Here is a 24,051-nt window from a genome sequence, read left to right as displayed (position 1 = left end):
TTTACTTATACAGCGATCGCCGTTTCTTCGTTATAGGTATGGGATGTCAGGTTGCGATCTTGCAGTGCATCGATCCAGTCATGTCCATTGCTGATAAGTCCCGACTGAAATGCTTGTTTAATCGCTTCTTTAGGAGTTTTGACAATCAAGCCTTCTGTTTCTTCATAGTCCTTGAGCAATTTCCAAGAGAGTTCAAAGGTCATCTCAAAAAACTGAATCAATCCTGCTCTTTCTAAAATGGAAAGCGGTTCTGTTTTGAGTGAGTCCTGAAATAAAAGGAATGCTCTCTCAAAGTTAGAAAATCGCTGTATCCATCGGACATCTTCTTCAATTGTTTTTCTTAATACTAAATGCATATAGAGTTTATTTTAGATATGATGCAGTTCAATAAAATTTAAATTTTTATCATTTTATTAATTTGTTGCTTAAAAATCATTTGAACTTTTTCAACAAGTTCAGGATCTCTTTCTTGAAAAGATGAGTCATAAGCATTAGATTTTCTCTTTATCTTTACAAAAGATGGCATATGTCTAAGCTTAGTCTGTTTAGCAAAAACCAAATGCCTACTTTTGATTGATTCTTCTTTTTGACTATTTAAACTTTCAGTTATATTTACAAATTTATTTTCAAATGTACGAATATTAATATGCTTATTTTGATCATACAAAGATCTTAAGTTGTTTTCATTTTCTCTGGCATGAAATCCTATAATTGAATTTGCATTCATCATTTGAAATGAATTTAAAATATCGATATCTATGACATTAGAAATATAAGTCACTAAATTTTTTTGTCCATACTTATATACTTTCGGATCATATAAACAGAGTGTCAGAGTTGGAGAAAGTGGTAAAAAAGCTTGAAAGCCTCTTGCAGCTATACTTGTAATGGCTGGATGATCTAAGTTTCGATAAAGCCAGTTATATGTAAAGACTGGATGATCAGAGATATAAAATTCCAGTTCAGTTTCGTTTACAACAAAATGAAAGGCTAAATCTCTAAAAATTATTGCATTTACACTTCCTTGAATTGTGCTAAAGGAAGCCACTTGACTTAAATCATAAATCTCAAAACGTCCATTACTTGCTTCTTCTGGATCAAACCCATTTAATCCTAGTAATTGTCTTACTATTGATTCAATATGGCTATTAAAAAATGAAAGTAACTCTTCTCTAGCTTCAAGTGTACGAGATAAAAGTGATGAGATAAATCTAAGAAGAGTCAGTGGATCTTCGTTTACTATCTCAAAGTTTCCGCTAACAATCTGGTCTATTATTACAGAAGCTGGAGTTTCAATTTGTCGCTCTATAAAATTTTCAATTGAGTTATCTTTATCATAAAAATAGTTCTGAGAAAAAACCTCTTTAATTGCCTGATTATATCTAACTGTAGATCTGGCAACATCAAAAATATTAATCTTCAATATCCCCTTGTTTGCATTCCAACTAAAATGTTTGAGAAGACATTTAGGAACGTAATGTTGATTTTTTGTTATTTGCTTATTAGCTTGTTTTTTTGAATTAGACATTTTAATGAAGACTCCAACCGCGAATCGGATTCACTTCATTTGCTAAAATCTCTTCGTCTCTCTCTGAAACATCTTTTTCAGTGGAAGCACCCAATCCTACGATTGAAAGTAAAAAACTGTTGTGAGGGGGCTTCGTTTTTGTTTCATTTGTTTCAACAGCCTTGTAACGAAGATAGCCAATAAGATTGACAAGCTCAGAGAAAACATCCTCTGGCAAGTTATCAATTACCTCAATAATCTGCTGCCGCGTTGGAGTTAGAGTATTCATAGCAAATATGAAAAAGACACTCATCACATTTTAGCTGCAAGATTAGGCGATGCGCTTTTGGTTAGCTGATTTTATGAGAAAAGAGATCGCCCATTTATATCATCGATCGCCTGTGATGACAGTCACCACTATGTAAACTTAGATCGCGCACAATTAAAATAGGAATGAAAGATAAGATTTCATAATTGCAATTCATTTTAATCCTTTTTTGTGGAAATCCTTAGGTCTATGAAAACACAACAATTCTCAGACAAGGAAAATCTTAGCCCTGAGCAGGATAAGACTCGTGAAGAGATAGAAAAGCCAAAGCTAGATCCCGAACTGCTCAAGCAATTGCATAGTCTAGATCAGCATCCTCAACGCTTGCCGATCTTTATTGCTTTGTACTTAGCAGCAGTGTTTGCGTTGTATAGATTGGTACAGGCGATCGCGACACCTTGGGTATACATTCTCTGTTTACCTCTGTATTTACTAGCGGCAGCTTCTTTACATGGTATTAGTCTGTTCACACACGAAGGAGTACATGGAGTCCTCAGTCGTAATTCTCAGTGGAATCGATGGCTAAGTATTTTTTGTGCATTACCCGTTGGGCAAAACTTCTCTGCGTACAAAGTGTTACATCTCAAGCATCACAAACATTTAGGTATAGAAGGTGATCCCGATCATTACAAGAACTACACTAAATGGAACTGGCTAACATTTTTGATGCATTGGGGTAGATTGATCATTGGTTATCCTGTTTACATTATTGCGATTCCGATGCTTGGCTTTTGGCAGGGCAATAAATCTGAACGAGTATGGATTGCAATCGAAGTAGCTTTGCTGGGCTTATTGGTGATAGGGGTGCTGCGATCGCCTATTCCTACAGGATTCCTAATTCATGGTTGGTTGATTCCGATGCTGTGGATTAATACAATGGTCAATATTCGCGGCATGAGTCAGCACACATTGCTTGAACATGAGGCTGATTTAGTGCGCGGAACTCGCACGATTTTGACGATTCCTTTGGTGCGATTTTTTATGTGTAATGAAAATTATCATTTAGAGCATCATCTTTATCCCGCCGTACCTTGGTATCATTTACCGCGCCTTCATCAAGAGCTAAAGTCAGATCTCATGCAACAAGGAGCACCATACATTCCTTCTTATTTTTCTTTTGTACAAGATTTTATCGCCGCCAGCTTGAAGCGTCAGCCCGTCGGTACTGTTGTGATTAATTGACGCTGGAAATGAATATGCAAACTTTAATCGCAAACCCGATCGCTAATTCGAGAGTCCAGCAATATCCGACCTTAGATCTCACAGATTTGAGCGAGATGCCATCTCTGCAATCCGCAGTATTGTGGATAGGAAAGGTTTATGACTTTAATAACCATCCCTATATGCTGTGGATGGCAGATCCTATGACCGATCGCGATTCTTTTCGACGCAGCCAACTTCCATTCCGTTTTGCCGTCGAAGCTTTTTCTCAGCCCTTAGCTGCGGTGTTAGCCCGAACGGAAACTTTAGAAACACGCTTACCATTACTAGCAAATATTACTGAAGAGCATGGTCACGGTGATCGCTGGCGATCGCACAAATATACTTTTCAGCAATACCTGCGGGCTTTGGGCGCAACTGAGTGTGAGCTAAATTCACTATGTACGATGCCAGTACTAGCATTTAATCAATCGGTTTTGACCTATTGCCTAATGCAGGCAGGAGAATCGGGAGCAGCGATGCTCGGTATGATCGAACATCTCTATGTCGGCATCAGCTCTGCGATCGCTCGAACTTTACATCAACGAAGTTGGACAGCGGCGGGTAGTCAATCTCACTATGCATTCCATGAAAAACTGGATACGGAACATGCGAGAGACTTGCTGTCATTAGCAGAAGCAGGTTGGGAAGATCTGCGTACTCGTCGGCAAGTATTGCAAGGTTTAATGCTTGGTGCTCACTATTTCTGGAGTTTATATCGTGATTTGTAACTCCAGTTCGGCAATCACCTCAGAAATAGCCTTCTCGCAAGTGCGTGAAGATCCTCGGATTGAATTGCGCGTAATCCAAGAGTTAGCCAAGCGCCAGCAAAATCCATTAAGGGTGCTTTTGGTCGCTTCAGGTGGTTGCACCGCCTTAAGTTTGCTGTCAAACCCTGCGATCGCCAAAATCGAAGCGGTAGATCTTAATCCTGCTCAACTACATCTCGTCGAACTACGCCGCCATGCCTTACTGTATTTGTCTTTAGATGAGCAATTGCGATTGATTGGTGCAGATAAATCTATTAGCGATCACGATCGGCTCAGTATCTACGCCAGCTTAAGCCCAAATTTACCAGCGAGTACAAAAGCTTTTTGGGATGCAAGACTCGAACAGATTGGGTTTGGTGTTAATCAAGTCGGACGCTTTGAACAACTATTTCGTCAACTTGCAGAAAAATTTGCTCAGATGGGAATCGAACCTTTGCAAGAACCATTAATTGCTGTTCAACATCCGCGATGGCGCGATATTTTTGAGCAGGTATTTGAGCGTGATCGACTCATCCAAGCCTTTGGCGAAGCTGCCGTTAACTACTCGATGGATCGCAGCTTTGGCGAGCATTTTGCCGATGTATTTGCTCAAGCTTTACAGCAATTTATCCCCAATGAGAATTATTTCTTGACTCAAGTCTGGGGCGATCGCTATACGTCAAATCTCACAGGCGAGGGAGTTCCTCTTTACCTCCAAGCATCTGCTCAAAATGATATTCACAGATTAGGAACAGAGCGATTACAGCTACATCAGGGCGCTTTTGTTGATTGCCTTCAGCAACTCGCCACATCAGAAAAATTCGACCTGATTCAGTTTTCTAATATCTCAGACTGGATGCCTCTGAGCAGCCTTCACCAAATGTTGAAAGAGATAGTCTATTGCCTGAATTCGGGCGGTGCGGTCATTGGGCGGAGGCTCAATGGCGACCATTATTTAGCGGAAATCATGGCAGAACATATTACGATTGATCGCTCACTTAGTCAGGAATTGCTTGCCAGCGATCGCTCTTTTTTCTATCGTGAAGTTGTCGTAGGGTTTCGGTCATGAGGTTTCATCGTATTGAGTTCGCAGAACGTTCACTATTTCAGGCAGGAATTGAGGCGATTGAGAAAACCGCTTTCTATCCATTGGGCAAGGATTTCTTTCAACTCAATCATGGTCATAATTACTTTGCCTTTTTTGATCGCCTTGGCGATGTACATTACTTTGCGGCTTTAGATGGCTATCGCATAGCTGCTGTTGGCGCAGGAATATTAAGACAAGTGCCTTACCGTCAGAATCAACCAGCACGTTTAGCTTGGTATCTCTGCGATTTAAAAGTTCATCCTGACTATCAACGGCAACATCTTTCAATGAGGCTTTTGCATCATGCTTTACCAGTTTGTATAGGAGAATGCGATCGCGGTTATGCAATATCGATGAATGCAGGTGATGGTAAACCTAATCGTCTTGTGCGTGTTTATGAGAAGTTTAATCTGGTGCGGTTTCGCTGCTCGTCTATATTGGGTATCTATAGTGTCGATGCGGAAGTAATGCGATCGCTAGAACCGATACTCATTAAATATCGCGGTAAAATCTCTTATCTCTCTCTAAAAGGTATTAAAGATTTAAAACTAAAAAGTAATGGAGAAATGTTGCCATTACTGCATGTACAGTGGGGCGATCACCTGCCAACAGAGATTTCTACCCCTTTGGCTGAATATACCCATATGTTCTGTGTGCCTAGAGGTGACGACTTAGCGATCGCCCTTGCCAATCAGCATATATTTCCTAATGCGATCGCTAGTTTGGTCAGTCATGGCATGGATGAAAGTGATTGGCGCTTTATTCTAACTAGCGATATTTGATTTGTCAGTGTCTATTTTTATCCTGCCACCAGAGAAAATGGTATAATTATGGAGTGAAAAGATAAAACTATTCAGTGAGGAATCACCGATATGTATACCATCGATCGCAAAGAAATGAAGGTAGCAGATAGTCGTAGTGATAGCAGTGAGCTACCCTCCGTAGAAGTTCCAGAAGCAGTTACAGAAACAACTTTTGCAACTATTCCCAATCCAAGTGTTCCCATCTCAAGCGGTTATACCGTAGATGATCAGGGACTACTGAATAACTATGCAATTCTGACACCAATGTATATAGAAGAGCCTACTCTTCCAACTGCTGAAGAGCGACTTCGCTCTAAATCTCAAGTTGTGTTCGCTATTCTGCTCACAGCAATGGCAATATTTATCGCTCTCATCGTAAGTTAAGACTTAATATGCCTTAAATGACTCAAGAAAATCCCTTATCTCCTAGCCCTTTCTCCTAAGTCAAAGAAAGAGAGTAGGGATTTTTCTTGACTTCTATTTGTTGATCGCGAAAATTACATTGATATCTAGGTTTAGGATAATGGCATGGAGAAAGTTTCAACAAATAATTTAACAAATCAAATGTGTGCTGAAGATCCAGCACATGATATTTGGAAAAGACAGCGGCATCCCCTTGACTGTATTTTTCATCCTCGCTCTGTTGCTGTAATTGGTGCAAGTGAACGTGAAGGAAGTGTAGGACGAACATTGCTTTGGAACTTAATTCGCAGTCCCTTTGGGGGTACTGTTTTTCCAGTCAATCCTCAGCGTCATAGTGTACTGGGAATTAAATCTTATCCAGATATCGCTAGTGTTCCTGAAGTCGTGGATTTAGTTGTAATAGCAACACCTGCGGCGACAGTCCCTCAATTAATTCGTGAATGCATGGCAGTAGGGGTAAAAGGAGCAATTATTGTTTCGGCAGGGTTCAAAGAAATTGGCGAGGCGGGAGCAGAGTTAGAACAACAAGTTCTCACTGAAGCAAGAAGGGGGGGGATGCGAATTATTGGACCGAATTGTCTTGGGGTCATGAATCCACTGGTGGGACTAAATGCCACATTTGCAGGAGCGATCGCTCGTGCGGGGAACGTTGCTTTCATTAGTCAAAGTGGAGCGCTCTGTACTTCGATTTTAGACTGGAGCCTTGGCGAAAATGTGGGATTTAGTGCCTTTGTTTCCATCGGCTCAATGCTGGATGTGGGCTGGGGTGATTTGATTGAATATCTCGGTGATGATCCCCACACCCACAGTATTGTTTTATATATGGAATCAATTGGCGATGCTCACGCCTTTCTATCGGCAGCTCGTGAAGTAGCCATGGATAAACCAATCATTGTATTGAAAGTGGGACATACAGAAGCGGCGGCGAAAGCTGCTGCCTCACACACTGGGGCTTTGACAGGTAGTGACGAAGTGCTAAATGCAGCATTTCGTCGTTGTGGGGTATTGCGCGTACATACAATCTCTGATCTATTTGATATGGCAGAAATTCTCGCCAAACAACCAAGACCTAAGGGAAATCGTCTGTCAATTGTCACCAATGCTGGGGGGCCTGGGGCGATCGCAACGGATGCCCTGATCAGTGGCGGTGGTGAATTGTCGGAACTAGCTCCAGAAACATTGCAGCAGCTAGATCAATTTTTGCCTCCCCAATGGAGTCATCATAATCCCATTGATATTTTGGGCGATGCCAGTAGCGATCGCTATGCTAAAACCCTAGAGGTTGTGGCAAATGATCCCAATAGCGATGGATTACTCGTAATCTTGACTCCGCAAGCAATGACAAACCCTACACAGACTGCGGAAAAGCTCAAGGCTTATAGTCAATTAGGCAAGCCAGTTTTAACAAGTTGGATGGGCGGTGCGGAAATTGCCGCAGGCACGCAAATCCTCAATCAAGCTAATATTCCCACCTATCCCTATCCCGATACAGCCGTCAGATTGTTTAACTATATGTGGCGGTATACCTACAATTTGCGGGGGATCTATGAAACTCCTTCTTTGCCTACGGATTCCGATCAATACGCACCTGATCGCCTTCTTGCCGAGAAGATTTTAGCGCCAGCCATCAGTAGCGATTGCAGTCTGTTAACTGAGTATGAATCCAAAAAATTACTTGCTGCCTATGGTATTCCCACTGTACCAACCGAAATTGCTAAGAGCGATCTGGAAGCTGTAGAAATCGCTGATCGTTTCGGTTATCCTGTTGTTCTTAAACTCCATTCCGAGATTATCACTCACAAAACTGATGTTGGTGGTGTGCGTCTTAATCTCGAAGATGCAGCAGCCGTTACTCGCGCTTTTATGGCGATCGCATCCAAAGTTCGAGCTATAAACCCCCAAGCCTTTTTGGGTGTAACTGTGCAACCAATGGTCAAGACAGATGGCTATGAATTGATCTTAGGTAGCAGTCTTGATCCTCAATTTGGCGCAGTAATGCTCTTTGGCATGGGTGGTCAGCTCGTAGAAATCTTTCAAGATCGCGCTTTAGCCTTGCCACCTTTAAATACAACTCTTGCGCGACGAATGATGGAACAGACTCGCATCTATCAAGCTTTGCAAGGAGTCAGAGGCAGAAAGGCGATCGATCTAGCAAAGCTTGAGCAATTATTGGTTAACTTCAGCCAATTAATCGTTGAACAGCCCCAGATTCGCGAAATTGATATCAATCCTCTAATGGTTTCGCCTGATGGCATGATTGCTCTAGATGCGCGAGTAGTATTGCACAATGCAGATATTACAGAGCGACCAATTCCCGCAATTCGTTCATATCCTTCTAAGTACGTTCAGCCTTGGGAATCCCTAAAAGGCGATCTCCTCACGATTCGTCCGATTCGTCCCGAAGATGAGCCACTGATGGTTCTGTTCCATCAAGGGCTTTCAGAAGAGAGTGTCTATTTGCGTTATGCGCATATGGTTAAGCTCAAGCAGCGTATTGCCCATGAGCGCTTAACCCGTATTTGCTTCATTGATTATGATCGTGAAATGCTCTTAGTCGCTGATTCTAAAAATCTGCAAACTTCCGAGCATGAGATTTTGGCGGTGGCAAGGTTGAGTAAGTTACATGGTACAAACGAAGCCGAATTTGCGCTAATCGTTAGCGATCGCTATCAACATCAAGGCTTAGGCACAGAGTTATTAAGAAGACTTCTTGAGATCGGTAAGGAAGAAAAACTTAGTGCGATCATTGGTTATATTCTTGGTAGCAATCACACAATGCAAAGTATCTGTCGGGAATTAGGGTTTCAGTTGCAACCAGATCAGGAAGAAGGAATGTTAAAAGCTGTTTTTGTGCCGTAAAGCCGACTTAAATTTGCGGCTTACAAAATAAGACTTTACAATCTGGGTTTAGGTTTGCTAAACTAGATACCCGTCGCCTAAATTAAAATGCGCCAAACTACAGCATAATTAAGAACAATACTTTGCTACCAAAATAAGCATGACTCAAATAATCGTTGGTGAAAATGAAGGGATTGAATCGGCTCTGCGTCGATTTAAGAAAAAAATCCAGAAAGCTGGCTTACTAGCAGATATTCGTCGCTGTCAGTACCATGAGACCGCAGGCGAAAAACGTAAGCGTAAAGCTGAAAATGCTAAGCGTAGAGGTCGTTTTCGCCGTCGCGATAGTTAATATAAAAAAGGAGCGCATTGCGCTCCTTTTTTATGGCTAATATCCAACGCCTAATAATTTATTTTCCCGTCGAAATTGGCTTGGTAGCACCACATTAGTACCATTAGCCCATACACCTAGGCGATCGCTTTGCGCTTGTGCTTCCAGTTCTTCATAGCCTTGGCAGTCTTTTTCTTGCAGGGGATCATAATGGGCTAGCCCCAGAGACACCATAACTTTGTTAGCATTTTGTCCCCCCGCTAAAACTTCGGCAGTGTAACGCCCAAACTTATCTTTTTTAAAAACTTTTATATAAACTTCTTCATCGTCAAGAATATTTTGCAACACTTTGCGAGCATGTTGTCCCTCAAATTGCAATAATTCAGGTGCATCAATGCAAGCAAGATGCACTTTAGTTTTTATACCGCGATCAACAAGGGTGATATTGTCTCCATCAAAAACTCTCACAGCAAATTCTGCTGCCCATGTAGGCTGAGTCGCGATCGCTATATATGCGAAGTTGATGACCACAATCAAGACAAACTGCTGAAATTTATTTACAAAATTGACAAGGGACATTTATGGGGAGTACGGAGGGATTAGATTAATCATATAGCTGTCGCCGCCACAGGCTTTTTTCGGCTTTAAGTTGCGGCGATCGCGAATTCGCCACGACATTTTGCGCCGCCATCAGCGATCGCCAGTTCATGGAGTGTAAATTCATCGCCGAGTTTATGCACGAGGGCTTCTAGTAATGCATGAATCTCCTGATCGCTTTTGGCTACGGGAGGTGTATCAGTAGCGATCGCTTCTAAGAAAATCGGAGACTTGAGGCAACTTTGCAGATCTTCAGATGAAAGCTCTACATCCATGGTGACGTGGATGGGATCAAGTAATCGTAATGCCTCACCCTTGATAATTTGGGAAATATTTAGATGAATAGCTTCGGCACATAAATCAATATTGGTGATCGCTAAGCCTTTATATTTGGCTCCCACCCCGATGACTGTGGCTTTAGGAATGTCACCACTTAAAATCTGACGACTTTTGCCAGCGATCGCAATTTCGATGGTTTCGATATGCTCGACCTGCGATCGCAACCATAGTTTAATAATAGGAATTAATACAGAACTAACAGCAGACATTGTAAATTGAACCTATTTAAGGTTATGGCGGTCAAAACTAGTAACTTAAAAATAAGTTAAAACCGCCAATATTGCCTCACTAAGTATAGATGCTCATACGGATGTTCGCCATAGATGTTCAGAGCGGTAAAAACAGATATCAGAGAATCACCTCAGACCGATCCCGATCTCGCGATTGTGCAAGCTTGCTTGCAGGGTGATCCCAATGGTTTTAAAAAACTGTATCAACGTCATCATCACAAGGTGCGCTCAACGCTCTACCAGCTATGTGGCTCCGATGGGCTAGATGATTTGGTGCAGGATGTGTTTTTACGGGCGTGGAAAGGACTATCTAAGTTTCGGCAGTCCGCTCAGTTTTCGACTTGGCTCTATCGAATTGCCTTTAACGTGGCAAGCGATCGCCGAAAAGCTTTGGCAAAAATGCGATCACGAAATATCTCTGTCGAAGATGAGCAATTAGAAAATCTTGCTGACGATGCGATCTCCCGTGAAAGTGATTCGCAACCGAGCTTAACCCAAATGCATTATCAAGACATAATGCAACGCGGTTTAGCAAAGCTAAGTGAAGATCATCGCGCTGTATTGGTTCTGCATGATCTAGAGGAGTTACCTCAAAAAGATATCGCCGAAATTTTATCTATTCCTGTCGGCACGGTGAAATCGCGGTTATTTCATGCCCGTAGTGCCATCAAAAAGTTTTTAGAAGCGCAAGGAGTCGAGTTATGAAAAACAAATATGCTCAAGATTTTCCAGAAAGTTTTGGTGAAAGCCCTAGCGAAGATTCTGTTGACTCCTTAGTGTCTTTTCTCAGACAAAATAAGCCGATCGCCCCTCCTCCAGACCCAAATTTTGAGAAACAGCTATTTGCTGAAATCAATAAATATCCACAGAGATCGCCAAAATCTTCTAACGCAAATTTACGACGTTGGTTGCCTTGGGCTTTATTGATTCCCGTTGTGATCGCTACAGGGATTACGTTTAATTGGGTAACTAACCGATCCCAGTATCAAATGGCAAATATTAGCGAATCTGAAAAAGCTGAGATCGAGCAGTCACTGATTAGTAGTTGGAATATGACCGATGACACGACCTATCAAGAGGTTAATACTGCAACTAACTCCACAGATAATCAGCTTTTGAGAGAACTAGAACCTCTTGAATATGAGTAAATAGCCGAGGATTATTATGTTTAAATCAAAAATTTTTCAATATTGCGCGATCGCTTCAACCGTAGTTGCCGCCAGTGGCGCTATTTGGGCTAGTAATACCAACTTACAGTCGCAATCAGCGCAATCTCAAATTCAAGCACAATCTCAAACTATCCCTGAAAACAAGCCTGAATCAGAACCCGAAATATTAGCCCAAGTATCCAATCGTCCAGATCGCGCTGAAATCGGCGATATTCCATCAGGTAGGATGCTCAAGCAATTAAATTTATCAACTGAGCAATTACAAAAGCTTAAGTCAATTCGAGATCGCGATCTGACTCGTATTCGAGAGCTTGCTCAGCAATCCCGTCAAGCAAATACAGAATTACGAGATTTACTCGATGGGTCTGAAAGCAGTGATGTCATTAGGGCAAAACATAATCAAGCGTTAAATCTTCAGCAAGAATTACGCAAGCAACATTTTGAGAGAATGTTAGCCATGCGCGAAGTTCTGACTCCACAACAGCGATCGCAACTCAAAGAAATCATGCAAAAAAATCGCCCAAATCATCCGAGAGAGAACATGAAAGACCGTATTGAAAACCGCCTCAAAAAACGTCTAGACAATCTATAGCCTTGAAAGTTTTACTTATTAGGACATAAAACCCGAATAAAGAAAGGCGGCGCTTCGCGCCGCCTTTCTTTATTCGGGTTTTGATTTGTCCTAGCTATCGCTTTTATTGCTATAGGCGATCGCCCAAATCTATGAAATTTAAAAACATCGCTACGCAGTGTTTTTTAGATCAGTGTAAATACCTAACGCGAAGAAATTGTTAAATCTCCAAACCAAATCTAGAACTGCTCTTAATATGATCTCTAGCTATTACAAATACTTCTGTTGAGTTTTATCAAGATTCACGAAGAAAGCCTGAACCTCATAAACTTGCATGACTGACTCTTTATCTTCTTACAAATCAGCAAAATCGGCTGAAAATAATATTAATAGTAGTTCTCGTAGCACAAACCGATTTATAGAGCCAGTTGTTCTAATCCGTCGCATTGCCTTTGCAATTGCGATCGCAACTTGGATGGTGATGGCGATCGGCAGTGCAACTCGCGTGATGAATGCAGGCTTGGCTTGCCCCGATTGGCCCCTGTGCTATGGATCGGTATTGCCCGCAGAGCAAATGAACCTGCAAGTATTTTTAGAATGGTTTCATCGTCTAGTTGCCTCTACAGTTGGATTTGCCACAATTGTTTTGTTTAGTGCAAGCTGGTATTTCCGCAAATCTTTGCCGAAATGGCTACCTTGGGCTACATCAGGATCATTATCTCTGGTAGTTTTTCAGGGGATTTTAGGCGGACTGACGGTAACACAATTATTAAGGTTTGATATCGTCACAGCCCACTTGGGGACGGGGTTATTATTTTTCTCTAGTTTGCTTGCGATCGCCACAGCTTTAACTAACCAAGAAGGTAGTTTTGATGACTTGCGAATTAAGTCATCAAAACTACCTTGGCTTGGTTTGATAGCAGCAGTTTTAGTTTATTTACAAAGTATTCTCGGTGCATTGGTTGCCTCTCAATGGGCGCTGCACCAATGCTTTGCTACTCAGGATATGTGTATTGTTTTGAATGCACACTTGCTTGGTGTGATCCCAGCTACCCTTGCTAGTATCGCGGTAGTGATTACAGCATGGCTATCTAAACAAATTGCCCCTGTACTACGAAAGGTGGCAACGATCGCAGGTTTGTTAGTAATTTTGCAGGTAGCGATCGGCTATGGCACTTATAAACTACACCTACAAGTCGAACAGCTCACCATTGCTCACCAAGCTACAGGTTCAGCATTGCTCGGAACCCTTGTTTGCTTTGCTGTGTTAGCATTTAGAGCCAATAGTCAAGACCAATCTTTAATCCAAGAACAGAATCAAGCGCAACCTGCGATTCGCTAACTGTAATAACTGCGAAATATTTTAGGAGTTAAGCGCAATGCAAGAAACAGCAATTCAAGAATTGAACATCTCAGAAACAGCGATCGCGGAAAATATCTTTCCTAAAGCAAATAAATCTTCAAGTCGTAACTGGCGAGAGATTATTCAAGACTATACAGAGCTAACTAAACCACGAATTATAGTCTTGCTGCTAATCACCACCGCAGGGGCGATGTGGATTGCTTCTGAAGGACAAGTGGATACATTTTTGATGTTTATTACAGTTTTAGGAGGGGCGATCGCAGCAGCTTCGGCAAATGCAATTAACTGTCTATACGATCGCGATATCGATGCCAAAATGGAGCGTACTAGCTGGAGACCAATTCCCTCAGGCAGAATTCAACCTCTTAATGCGCTGATTTTTGCGATCGTCTTAGCAATTATTTCCTTTACCTTATTGACGGTATATGCCAATCTTCTTGCTGCTTGCCTAGCAATGTCAGGGATCGCTACCTATGTTGGCGTTTACACGATTTGGCTTAAGCGTTCCAGCACTCAAAATATTGTCATCGGTGGCGCAGCAGGTGCGATCCCACCCCTAGTTGGTTGGGCCGCGGTAACTGGTGAACTAAGTTGGGCGGCTTGGGTTTTATTTGCGATTATTTTTGTGTGGACACCACCCCATTTCTGGGCTTTAGCATTAATGATTCGTGATGAATATGCCAAGGTAGGTGTACCGATGCTGCCTGTTGTCAAGGGCGCTGAAGTTACTGCCGATCAAATTTTGCTTTACACCTTATTGTTGGTTCCTGTGTCGCTTTTGCTAGTTTATCCCTGCAATGTCATGGGTCTAGTCTATGCAGCGTCAGCTGTTGGTCTTGGCGGTGCATTTATTTATAAAGCAACCCAATTGTTAAAAGAACCCAGCGATCGCACAGTTGCTCGGTCTGTATTCAAATATTCGATTCTTTATTTAGGTTTGCTTTGTGTAGCGATGGGAATTGATAGCTTGCCAGTTGCACATATTTCTGGAGAACAAGTGATCGCTTTACTGCAAACTACTATTGCAACTCTCAATCCATAAGTAAAGAGACGCTATACTTCTGTTTTTTATAAAAAAGTAAGATGTGCATTGCCTATCTTACTTTTTTTTAGACTTAGTTTCGGAATATTCTGCAATGATGCGATTAATCTCTTGAATTAGAAGGGGTTTAGTCACAAAATCATTCATTCCTGCATCAAAGCACAATTGACGATCTTCTGCTGAAGCATTAGCTGTTACGGCAATAATCCGAGGTTGCGGTTGGTTAGATTGGCGAATAATCTTTGTTGCCGTAACTCCATCCATTTCTGGCATTTGCATATCCATGAGAATGAGATCATAAACTTGCATGTCTACCATTCGTAATACTTCTAAGCCATTATTAGCAATGTCAGCAATATATCCCAGCTTTTTGAGCATCATTGCCGCTACTTTTTGATTGACAAGATTATCTTCTGCGAGCAGGATTTGATATTGAGATTGATCGATCTTCACGTCTAGTTGGGGATTACTTAAAGTTTTTTGGGGTATCGTTTTAGTCTCGGAAGCTACTTTTAAGTTAGCCGTAAAATAAAAGGCTGTGCCTTGAGTTTGAGCTAATTCTGAAGTCCAATCCTCAGGAGGGTTTCCACCGATATTACCTAAGCTTTCTACCCAAATCTTCCCACCCATTAATCTGATTAAACTCTTGCTAATTGCTAGACCTAACTGATAAAAGAATATGCGATCGCATCGCAATATTTGCTGCACCGCATCTGCTGTAGTTTGCAAAATTGTTGATAGGGCTAGAGATTGCTGAGTCTTTATAGCAATTGTCTCTATCAGACTCTTCCAGTCAAGTCGAGATGCATGGTCGCCAATCAAGTCCTGATTGTTGCTGTTTGAATTACTTTGTATTAAATAATGTCTCATACAGCAATTCAGACCTCTTAGAGGATTAGAGATTATGGCTCTTTGTTAAAGTCTGTAGGAAAGTATTCTGGCTAAAAAAGTTCCAAATTAACCTTGTCAACCAAAACACTGGCTTTTATATCAGTGCAAAGCGCTGTACATAAAAGTCATAATCATCAAAGAATTATAGCAATTTCTGAGAGTCCGACTACACTTTTGTGTTTTGGTAACCCTTACAGGATTTGATTTTCACTTTACAGAAGTGTTGTCACACTTTTGCAAATTAAAAATCAGTGGTGTGCGGCTTTGCCCCACACCACTGATCGTTCACTAGGAAGTGTGTAAATCGAATTTGGGGAAATCTATTTTTTTAGGCGATCGCACAATGTCTTCATTACCTTGATTCGGGCAAACTTCTTGTCATTTGCTTCAATCAAGTACCAAGGCGCGAACTCAGTGCTTGTACGCTCGATCATATCGTTAGCAGCTAGTTCATATTCATTCCATTTGGCTCGGTTGCGAAAATCTTCATCAGTGATTTTATAGTGCTTATATGGAGTTGCTTGCCTTAATTGGAAGCGGCGCAATTGCTCATCAGGATCAATATGAATCCAAAACTTGAGCAGTAAAGTGCCATGTTCATGAAGTTGTTGCTCAAAGTTGACGATTTCATTATAGGCTCGCATCCATTCTGCTTCTGAGGCAAAACCCTCAACTCTCTCTACAAGAACTCTTCCATACCAACTACGATCAAAAATAGTGACCCGACCCGATCGTGGCAGATGTCGCCAAAATCGCCACAGATAATGATGCGATCGCTCTTCGTCCGTCGGCGCTGCGATAGGAATTACCTGATAGTCACGCGCATCTAGTGCTGAAGTAACACGGCGGATTAGTCCTCCTTTGCCTGCGGCATCCCATCCCTCAAAAACAAGGATCACTGATTGACCCAAAGACTTCCCTTGACGGAATAGTAAATTTAGACGACCTTGGTATTTTTCCAGCAATCTCTTGTAGTCCTCTTCACTCAGGCTTTGCTTTAGATTGAGAGTGTCTAGGATTGTGAAGGAGTTATTAGTTTGAACTGGAGATGGAGCTATTTTAATAGCCTTCGCATTGTCTATGGCAATACGTTTAGACACTAAGTCGAGGATATATTTCCCTACTGTAATGCTTCGATATCTCCTATCCGCTCCCTCAATGATAATCCAAGGAGCTTCACCTGTACTTGTGGTGCGAATGGCTCGTTCTGAAGTGCGCCGAAACTTATCGTAAAGCTTGAAGTGTTGCCAATCCAAATCGGTAACTCGCCAGCGGGTATCAGGATTTTTCATCAGCGATTTTAGGCGCTCAGATTGTGCTTTTTTACTGAGATGGAACCAGAATTTAATGATCAGTGCCCCATCATCCACCAACGCTTTCTCAAAAGCATTGATTTGCATCAGTGCCACGGCTAGATCTCCAACCTTTGTCTTGCCATAGACGCAATCGATGATTGGTCGCGTATACCATGAACCAAATAGAATACCGATTCGTCCTTTCGGCGGGAGAACTCGCCAAAATCTCCAAGCTTCTGGACGCTCGCGCTCTTCATCGGATGCGGCTCCAAAAGCGTGGGTTTCGAGATAGTGTGGGTCAATCCACTCATGGAGTAAATTAACAGTTTCTCCCTTACCAGCACCATCTACTCCCCCTATCAAAATAATCACTGGGAAGGAAGCATTTTTGAGATCTTCCTGAACTTCTAAGAGTTGAATACGCAGAGAAGGCTCTTGAGCTTCATACTCTAATTTATTGAGCTTATGCCCGATTTCAGCTGATTCAAACATAGAATGAGTACCAATCCTCAATCAAATACCAAAAAACTCTATAGCAATCAGACGTGAGCCATCGCTGCTGTTATTTAGAGGAAGTTGATAGACCCACTCACTTTAATTGTGCGTGAGATTTGGGAATAGAAAGATTGAATGATATAAATCGTAACTGTTGTTCATTAAGCCCCATAGGATTTATGTTTTATACTAATTCACGAAAGTGTTGTCACACTTTCGTGAACTGAAAACCAAAACCAGTAAGAGCTTTTAAATCAAAAAATGGCATAGCCATTTTTTGATTTGGTATTATGGGGCTGTCACAACTTGATTGCGAACTGCATCTAGGTTGAATAGCAGGCATTTTATCGTAGGTAAAATGCCTGCTATTCTAAAGCTCTCTTGAGAATTGTCCGAAATCTCAAAAGCGATTTAAACTGACTGGACAATTTGGTTTCTCGGCGGTTTCCACAGGAGCAGGATCGGGCGGTAAAAGTGCCACAATATGAGGCACAGGACGAGGTTCATAAGCCATAACTGATTTACCGCGATAGGCAAGCGCTGCACTTGCGCCAGAGTCAAGCATAACTACATCTCGCAATCCAGCTTTCGCCAAGATTTTTCCTAAACCGACAGAATCAATCATTTCCATAGTTACGCCAATAGTCGGTCTTCCAGAACGATCAATCCCCCAAAAAGCGCGATCGCGACTTGCATCAAATCCATAAAGCTTCCCGAAGGATTCTGCTGATTGTGGTTTACCATCGCGGACTAGCCAACCTGCGGCAACAAAGGCATCCGTGACATCAGGCAATTCCGCTCTTACAGCTTCTAAAGAAATATGCTTAGCTGCATTAAAGGGAATAAATTTAACTGTTGTAGGGCTAATCAAAACTAGAGGGCGACCATTGAGAAGGGGATTTTCGCCTTTATTACCAGTGTTAAAAACTCCTGCATAGCTGGAAAACTGACTCATCACGGGGCCAATCATCGTATTGCCATCAATACGTTCAAGGGAGAAAAAGCCACCATCAACCGCCGCGATCGCATTGGGAGTCATGGCAAGAATCTCTGCAACCTGAGCGCGTTTATCAGCATGAGTTGTGACAGCACGTCCACCATGTACTAGGGTAAGTGGCAATCCATCAATAGTAACTTTGCGCTTCTCAACAGGAGTAGTAAAATCGATTACGCCATTGTTTACTGTTGGCAAAAGTGAAACTTGACTTGCCGAAGTTCCTCCAGAAGCTTGTTCGATCGCTTCACTAAAACGTGATTGCCCAAAACGCATAATCGATAGTAAATCCTCTGACTCATTCGCAGATCGCTCTTGACGGGGATCAAGGCTCATTGAAAGTGCGGCTTTATAACCAACATCCTTAACTTTTTCCTTAGCTCGTTCCGTAAATTCTCCTTCAGGATAAGTGAAGTAATCTATAGGAATTCCTAATTCTTTTTCAAGTACTTTTTTCGATTCCAATACTTCCCGTTCAATTTCAGGATCGCTCAAGTTCTTCATGTTTAAGTGATTGACTGTATGGGAAGCAACGGTGATCAAACCACTTTTTTGCATTTCTCGAAGTTGATCCCATGTAGCTTTAGGTTTTTTCCCACCTGTGCCGACAAAGCGAGTATGAACAGACCATACGGCAGGATAGTTATATTTTTTTAGCAATGGAAATGCATATTTGTATTGTCCGAGATAGTTGTCATCGAAGGTGAGCAATACAGGCTTTTCTGGCAATTGCGCACCTGTACGCAGATGGTTAACCATGCGATCCATTGTAATTGGTGTATATCCACCCTCTTGGAGCGTTTGAAAATGTTTTTCGAGATCTTCAGGTGTGACATCCCAATCGACATCTTTTACCGCTGTGATGTCGTGATACATGATGATCGGGATTTTTGCAGCACGGGCGCGATCGCTGATCGAGGGAAATGGAGCAGGGGTAAAACTAGCGATCAGCTCAGCATTAATACTGCTGCTCAGACTTGATAAAACTGGTAATGGGTCATTGGCGATCGCATTGATCGATCTGACCTGATAGAGAGAAGCCGTCACCGACTCTAAAGCATTGTATTGACAAAAAGCTCTCGAGTCATTACTTGCGACAGGATTAGCAGGGTTTAAAGCTGATTCATCAGTGGCTGTGGCTATCTCCGTAGAGGATGTTCGGGTGACCAATCTTGTGGCGATCGCTGCACCCATGCCAGTACCGAGGGCAGCTAATCCCAGCACGATCCAAATCGTGTTCATGCTGCTGCTATTTTTGCCGTTGCCCCTGCTCATAAAGATTTATAAATTTTGTGATATTACTAGCGCCTATTTAATCAGAGAGCCATCATGTGCACAAGTACCTACGGTAAATGGTGGTATTTATTACGTTGAATTCAAAACCCAAGTTTTTGTTAAAAGTGCTGCGAAGCAGCACTTTTAACTTCTCCACGCCCAAAGGAAATGCGGCGCTTCGCGCCGCATTTCCTTTGGGGACTAAGCCCATCCTGCTAATTGATAAACCAGTAAGCCAATGTACTCCTTGATCGCATTGGTAGTGTTTCTGAGCGCATCCACACTAGGCAAGAACTCCAGCAATAAAGCGAAACCTTTATTGTTCTCATTTTGTACCGACAAAAAGTCAGTTGGTGCAGCTATAGCCTCAACACCGACTTTCCGAAATATTTCCATTGAGCGGGGCATATGCAGTGCAGATGTTACTAACAATATTTTATTGAGCCCCTTTTTAGTAAGGATTGCCTTTGTATTAATCGCGTTATCGCGGGTATTAAAAGATTGCGATTCTTGGATAATGGCACTAGAGGGCACACCCATAAATTCGGCGATCGCAGCCATATCCTCAGACTCAGGATTTCCGCCATCACCTAGCCATTCGGCTCGACCGCCAGTGACGATTACTAAGGGTGCTTTGTCCTGCTTATAGAGCCACGAGCCATACAAAATGCGATCGCCAGCTTCATTGACCTCATACCAAGGTCGCGGTGCTATGCGTGGTCTTGTACCACCACCCAAAACCACGATTGCTTCAGCTTTGGGGATATCACCGTTCGGTAAATATTGCCATTCCAACGATCGCACTAACCACTTAGAAAAAATTTCATTGCTGCTTAGAAATAAAATTACTAGTGCGAGCCCTATTAGGGTTGAGGCAAAACGATTTTTTTTAAATAAGCTGATTAGTTTACTAGAGTTACTCGGATTGCGCGATCGCTTAGATCGCCATAATAAAATCACTAAGGCGATCGTAATTAATACACTCGATAACCCAAGCGGATAAAAAAACAGCGGCAAAAGTTTCGATAAAAAAAGCGACACAGTTTTAAGACTATTTTCGGGGATTTTGTATTATAGCAATCCTAAATTATTATCTATGTATATTACGTTTATGGAAGAGTGCATTCTTTGGATGCACTCTTCCATAAACTATTTAGGATTGCTTCAGCATAAGATGTTTTTGAGTCAGATCAATGACTTTGTTTGCATTATTGGGGAATCATTGACAACCTTACAACCTCGTTAAAATGTCTTTAAACTATAAGTATTTTGTTTGTGATGAGATTATGGTTTAATGAGTATCTCAGGGAATTGGGAGAACTTTAGTTAAACAATAGAAAATTTCTAAATACAGCCGAAGAAATTTCTAAATAAGGAGAGAATCAAATTCAGACTTAGCAATTGGGAATAATTCAGATGTACGCTGACATTAGTACAAGTGTAAGTAAAGAGCAAAAAGAGACAGCTAGAGAACTCCTGAAGAGTTTAGAGTTAAGTAGAGATGGATGTGTTTATGTCATCCGCGATCGCATTCGTTGGTCTTTTTATATTGAGCGAGGCAAATTGGTCTATGCTTCGCACTCATTAGATAGTTTTGAAAGATTAGAACGACATCTGCGGATGTTAAGTCGAGAAGTTCCAGCACTCAATGACAAAATGAGATCAGAGCTTCGGCTGATGTTTGATGATCCTTCTCCAGATAATGCTAAGTACAAAGTTACTAGCGAAATTCTCTGTGTTGAATACCTTGCAATTTTGTGGCTAGTTAATGAAAACTATCTCCCGAAGACTATGGCAAGCAAATTAGTTGCACGGATTATCCAAGAAGTTATTGAAGCATTCCTAGGATTGCAAGATGGAAAGTTCGGTGGCATGTATTATGAGCATTTCTTGAAGGAGACATATTGCAATCTATCAATTGATCTGATTTTAGAAATAGTTACACAAAGACTTCAAGAATGGTACAAGCTTGGTCCCGCAATTTGCTCTCCCTACCAATGCCCATACTTAGTCAGCCAGAAAACTGCTGAAAAGCGCATGTCCACTGAAACTGTACAGCGGCTTGGAAGAATTTTACGTGGGTTTAACTTCTGTCAGTTAGGGGCATTACTAGGCAAAGATCCACTTGCGATCGCCAAGCATCTCGTTCCACTAATTAGTGATGGCTCAATCCTGTTAAGAGAACCTTTGGCTCCTTTAAATATGTTGCCGCGCACCTATTATCTAGCCCCCGCCAAAGAGCACGATAATATTGAGAAACTTGCAGAAACCTTTGCTATAGAAGAAAAAGCCAATACTGATAATATCTCCAGTATTAGTAAAATTGTTTTAAGACAATCTGTCAAAACATCAAAGATTGTTTGTATCGATGATAGTGAATCGATGCTTGGAATTATTAGTAGCTATTTAGGAAATGAAGATTTTCAAATTACGCTCATTCAAGACTCTATGAAAGCTTTAATGAAGATTAATTCTATCTGTCCTGATTTAATCTTACTGGATATTGGAATGCCAAATGTTGATGGCTATCAACTCTGTTCTTTAATTCGTAAATCTTCCAATTTCAAATATATACCAATTGTCATGGTGACAGCAAATAAGGGCTTGATTAACCGTGCACGGGCAAACATAGCGGGAGCAACAGATTATCTAACCAAGCCATTTAATCAAGCTGATTTGTTGAAGATGGTTATGCGTCATCTCATGTAGATCTCGTGTAGAGACCTTCAAAATAGTGAATAAACAACTATCCACAACTATGAAACCCAGTAAGTGATTCCAAAAAATAAAATGACAACGTCATTTTATTTTTTGGAATCACTTACTGGGTTTGTTTTTTAATTCCTGAAAGTGTCGTTGCACTTTCGGGAATTGTTGTTAAATATGAGTCACAGGTAGTTGAGCTTAATATTTAGAAAAATAAATAATAGTTTATGATTTAATATAATGAATTATTGTAAAATGCATTTATTGCAAAAACATTGAGTTTACTTTTGGTGGGGGGCTTAGAAATTAATCCTACATATTTGTAGTTTTGCTGATGGGGTAAATCATGGTATGTACCACTATTGATATGATTAAAGATCAAAAACAGTCTGCTAGAGAAGTCTTGAGAAGTCTAGTATCCAGTAAAGATGGATGTATGTACGTTTTTCATGATCAGATTCGCTGGGCATTCTATGTCGAAAAAGGGAAACTGGTATATGCATCGCATTCATTAGAAAGCTTTGAAAGAGTAGAACGGCATTTGCGCGGGCTAAGTCGAGAAGTACCTACATTGAATGACAAATTGCGATCGCAACTCCGCTTGATGTTCGATGATTTATCCCCTGAGACTGCCAAGTACAAAGTTACGAGTGAAACCCTATGCACTGAATACCCAGCCATCCGATGGCTAGTTGGTGAAAATTATTTGACTAAAATAATTGCGGGTAAACTAATCGCTCGAATCATTCAAGAGGTGATTGAGACTTTTTTATGTCTGCCTAGCAACGACTTGAGTCACACTTTTTATGAGCACTTGTTAAAGGAGACTTACTGTAGTTTGCCAATTGATCGAACTTTAGAAGTTGTCGAACAAAGATTACAAGCTTGGTATAGCCTCGGCCCCACAATTTATTCTCCCTATCAATGCCCATATTTAGTCAGTCCGACGGTCGCCACAAAGCGCATGTCAGCCGAGACTGTCCAGAGACTCGGTCTTATTCTAAGAGGTTTTAACTTTTGTCAGCTAGGTGCATTACTAGGCAAAGATGCTTTGGCGATCGCTAAGCAGCTTAGTCCATTAATTAGAGAAGGAGCGATCTCTTTAAAAGAACCTTTGATTCCTTTTAATCAGTTGCCACGGACTTATGATCCTACTCTTAAAGAGGGAAGCAAAAAAAATGAACAACTTTTGGAGGCAGATACTAAAGAAGAAGAAGGAGGTGATGACGATATTTCGCAAATTACTTCTCAGCAACCAGTCAAAACATGGAAGATTGTTTGTATTGATGATAGTGAGTCGATGCTTAGTATCATCAGCAGCTATTTAGGAAATCAGGATTTTCAAGTTACGCTCATTCAAGACTCGATGAAAGCCTTGATGAAAATCACTTCTATCCGTCCCGATTTAATCTTGCTAGATATTGGAATGCCAAATGTTGATGGTTACCAACTTTGTTCTCTAATCCGTAAATCTTCAATTTTAAAAGATATTCCGATTGTAATGGTAACAGGCAATAAAGGATTAATTGATCGAGCCCGCGCAAGACTTGCTGGGGCTACAGATTATTTGGCTAAACCCTTCGTCCAAGCTGACTTACTGAGAATGATAATGCGTCATCTCATGTGAGTATTCGATTTGCAAATGTGCAGGAGGTCATTAATTTTTTAGCTTCCCCAGAACTAAACTGCGCAAATCCAAAAACACATTACTTTTATATGGTATCTTTATATTTTATTGAGAATTACTTGTACGGTAAAAAATAGGATTAATACAAAAAGTAAAATCTTATCTGCCAAAATCTATTAACCAATAACGAA

General features: G+C 41.3%; 23 protein-coding genes. 14 read left to right on the top strand and 9 right to left on the bottom strand.

Translation table 11 applies throughout. From position 1 onward, the window contains the following. Positions 1 to 5 precede the first annotated feature (5 nt). From PseudUWO311_RS14340 to PseudUWO311_RS14330, 3 genes are read right to left on the bottom strand one after another with little or no spacing between them, the layout of a single operon-like run. Positions 6 to 356, bottom strand: a complete 351-nt coding sequence (locus PseudUWO311_RS14340) for a nucleotidyltransferase substrate binding protein (protein ID WP_142655941.1) — start codon at positions 354 to 356, stop codon at positions 6 to 8. A 38-nt stretch (positions 357 to 394) separates the two neighbouring features. After that, positions 395 to 1,528, bottom strand: coding sequence for a DUF4238 domain-containing protein (locus tag PseudUWO311_RS14335; protein ID WP_142655940.1), 1,134 nt, complete (start codon positions 1,526 to 1,528; stop codon positions 395 to 397). 1 nt (position 1,529) lies between these two features. Further along, complete coding sequence (locus tag PseudUWO311_RS14330; RefSeq protein WP_142655939.1) at positions 1,530 to 1,796, bottom strand: hypothetical protein; 267 nt, start codon at positions 1,794 to 1,796, stop codon at positions 1,530 to 1,532. A gap of 228 nt (positions 1,797 to 2,024) precedes the next feature. Between PseudUWO311_RS14330 and PseudUWO311_RS14325 the strand changes: the two genes are divergently transcribed. From PseudUWO311_RS14325 to rpsU, 7 genes are all read left to right on the top strand, one after another. Continuing rightward, on the top strand, positions 2,025 to 3,017 hold the full coding sequence (locus PseudUWO311_RS14325; protein WP_142655938.1) for a fatty acid desaturase family protein: 993 nt from the start codon (positions 2,025 to 2,027) through the stop codon (positions 3,015 to 3,017). Positions 3,018 to 3,031: 14 nt separating this feature from the next. Next, positions 3,032 to 3,766, top strand: a complete 735-nt coding sequence (locus PseudUWO311_RS14320) for an iron-containing redox enzyme family protein (protein WP_142655937.1) — start codon at positions 3,032 to 3,034, stop codon at positions 3,764 to 3,766. Further along, complete coding sequence (locus tag PseudUWO311_RS14315; protein ID WP_223807584.1) at positions 3,729 to 4,853, top strand: DUF3419 family protein; 1,125 nt, start codon at positions 3,729 to 3,731, stop codon at positions 4,851 to 4,853. The genes PseudUWO311_RS14320 and PseudUWO311_RS14315 overlap by 38 nt, the downstream gene beginning before the upstream one ends. Beyond that, positions 4,850 to 5,653, top strand: a complete 804-nt coding sequence (locus PseudUWO311_RS14310) for a GNAT family N-acetyltransferase (RefSeq protein WP_142655936.1) — start codon at positions 4,850 to 4,852, stop codon at positions 5,651 to 5,653. Before PseudUWO311_RS14315 ends, PseudUWO311_RS14310 begins: the two co-directional genes overlap by 4 nt. A gap of 90 nt (positions 5,654 to 5,743) precedes the next feature. Beyond that, a complete protein-coding gene (locus tag PseudUWO311_RS14305; RefSeq protein WP_142655935.1) occupies positions 5,744 to 6,058 on the top strand; it encodes a hypothetical protein in 315 nt (104 codons plus the stop codon). Between the two features lie 144 nt (positions 6,059 to 6,202). Then, positions 6,203 to 8,956 (top strand): bifunctional acetate--CoA ligase family protein/GNAT family N-acetyltransferase, encoded by a 2,754-nt coding sequence (locus PseudUWO311_RS14300; RefSeq protein ID WP_223807579.1) that lies wholly within the window; start codon positions 6,203 to 6,205, stop codon positions 8,954 to 8,956. Positions 8,957 to 9,095: 139 nt separating this feature from the next. Continuing rightward, positions 9,096 to 9,287: a 30S ribosomal protein S21 gene (gene rpsU / locus PseudUWO311_RS14295; RefSeq protein ID WP_094532977.1), complete on the top strand. Its 192-nt coding sequence runs from the start codon at positions 9,096 to 9,098 to the stop codon at positions 9,285 to 9,287. 36 nt (positions 9,288 to 9,323) lie between these two features. Here rpsU and PseudUWO311_RS14290 read toward each other — a convergent pair whose 3' ends face one another. Both PseudUWO311_RS14290 and PseudUWO311_RS14285 read right to left on the bottom strand, forming a co-directional pair. Further along, positions 9,324 to 9,845 (bottom strand): thermonuclease family protein, encoded by a 522-nt coding sequence (locus PseudUWO311_RS14290; RefSeq protein WP_142655934.1) that lies wholly within the window; start codon positions 9,843 to 9,845, stop codon positions 9,324 to 9,326. A 65-nt stretch (positions 9,846 to 9,910) separates the two neighbouring features. Further along, positions 9,911 to 10,411, bottom strand: coding sequence for a DUF2993 domain-containing protein (locus tag PseudUWO311_RS14285; RefSeq protein WP_142655933.1), 501 nt, complete (start codon positions 10,409 to 10,411; stop codon positions 9,911 to 9,913). A 114-nt stretch (positions 10,412 to 10,525) separates the two neighbouring features. Between PseudUWO311_RS14285 and PseudUWO311_RS14280 the strand changes: the two genes are divergently transcribed. From PseudUWO311_RS14280 to PseudUWO311_RS14260, 5 genes are all read left to right on the top strand, one after another. Beyond that, the gene (locus PseudUWO311_RS14280) at positions 10,526 to 11,137 is read left to right on the top strand and encodes a sigma-70 family RNA polymerase sigma factor (RefSeq protein WP_142655932.1); all 612 of its coding nucleotides are present in this window, start codon (positions 10,526 to 10,528) and stop codon (positions 11,135 to 11,137) included. Then, positions 11,134 to 11,580: a hypothetical protein gene (locus tag PseudUWO311_RS14275; RefSeq protein WP_142655931.1), complete on the top strand. Its 447-nt coding sequence runs from the start codon at positions 11,134 to 11,136 to the stop codon at positions 11,578 to 11,580. The genes PseudUWO311_RS14280 and PseudUWO311_RS14275 overlap by 4 nt, the downstream gene beginning before the upstream one ends. A 16-nt stretch (positions 11,581 to 11,596) precedes the next feature. After that, positions 11,597 to 12,193: a Spy/CpxP family protein refolding chaperone gene (locus PseudUWO311_RS14270; RefSeq protein ID WP_142655930.1), complete on the top strand. Its 597-nt coding sequence runs from the start codon at positions 11,597 to 11,599 to the stop codon at positions 12,191 to 12,193. Positions 12,194 to 12,506: 313 nt separating this feature from the next. Continuing rightward, the gene (locus tag PseudUWO311_RS14265) at positions 12,507 to 13,514 is read left to right on the top strand and encodes a COX15/CtaA family protein (protein ID WP_142655929.1); all 1,008 of its coding nucleotides are present in this window, start codon (positions 12,507 to 12,509) and stop codon (positions 13,512 to 13,514) included. 37 nt (positions 13,515 to 13,551) lie between these two features. Then, complete coding sequence (locus PseudUWO311_RS14260; RefSeq protein ID WP_142655928.1) at positions 13,552 to 14,577, top strand: heme o synthase; 1,026 nt, start codon at positions 13,552 to 13,554, stop codon at positions 14,575 to 14,577. 57 nt (positions 14,578 to 14,634) lie between these two features. Here the strand turns inward: PseudUWO311_RS14260 and PseudUWO311_RS14255 are convergent, their stop codons facing one another. The 4 genes from PseudUWO311_RS14255 to PseudUWO311_RS14240 form a co-directional block, all read right to left on the bottom strand. Next, the gene (locus tag PseudUWO311_RS14255; protein ID WP_142655927.1) at positions 14,635 to 15,447 is read right to left on the bottom strand and encodes a response regulator; all 813 of its coding nucleotides are present in this window, start codon (positions 15,445 to 15,447) and stop codon (positions 14,635 to 14,637) included. Positions 15,448 to 15,788: 341 nt separating this feature from the next. After that, positions 15,789 to 17,255 carry a polyphosphate:AMP phosphotransferase gene (gene pap, locus PseudUWO311_RS14250; RefSeq protein ID WP_142655926.1) on the bottom strand — a complete coding sequence of 489 codons (1,467 nt, stop codon included), beginning with the start codon at positions 17,253 to 17,255 and terminating at the stop codon, positions 15,789 to 15,791. A 403-nt stretch (positions 17,256 to 17,658) separates the two neighbouring features. Then, positions 17,659 to 19,494, bottom strand: coding sequence for a polysaccharide deacetylase family protein (locus PseudUWO311_RS14245; RefSeq protein ID WP_223807578.1), 1,836 nt, complete (start codon positions 19,492 to 19,494; stop codon positions 17,659 to 17,661). 234 nt (positions 19,495 to 19,728) lie between these two features. After that, positions 19,729 to 20,568: a YdcF family protein gene (locus PseudUWO311_RS14240; RefSeq protein ID WP_142655924.1), complete on the bottom strand. Its 840-nt coding sequence runs from the start codon at positions 20,566 to 20,568 to the stop codon at positions 19,729 to 19,731. A gap of 375 nt (positions 20,569 to 20,943) precedes the next feature. Between PseudUWO311_RS14240 and PseudUWO311_RS14235 the strand changes: the two genes are divergently transcribed. Further along, positions 20,944 to 22,236 carry a response regulator gene (locus PseudUWO311_RS14235; RefSeq protein WP_142655923.1) on the top strand — a complete coding sequence of 431 codons (1,293 nt, stop codon included), beginning with the start codon at positions 20,944 to 20,946 and terminating at the stop codon, positions 22,234 to 22,236. Positions 22,237 to 22,579: 343 nt separating this feature from the next. Then, positions 22,580 to 23,860: a response regulator gene (locus PseudUWO311_RS14230; protein ID WP_142655922.1), complete on the top strand. Its 1,281-nt coding sequence runs from the start codon at positions 22,580 to 22,582 to the stop codon at positions 23,858 to 23,860. Positions 23,861 to 24,051 lie beyond the last annotated feature (191 nt).

It is taken from the genome of Pseudanabaena sp. UWO311 (assembly GCF_006937785.1).
GTDB lineage: Bacteria > Cyanobacteriota > Cyanobacteriia > Pseudanabaenales > Pseudanabaenaceae > Pseudanabaena.
Note: the sequence above shows the minus strand (reverse complement) of the source record. Positions and strands in the feature narration are given on the sequence as shown.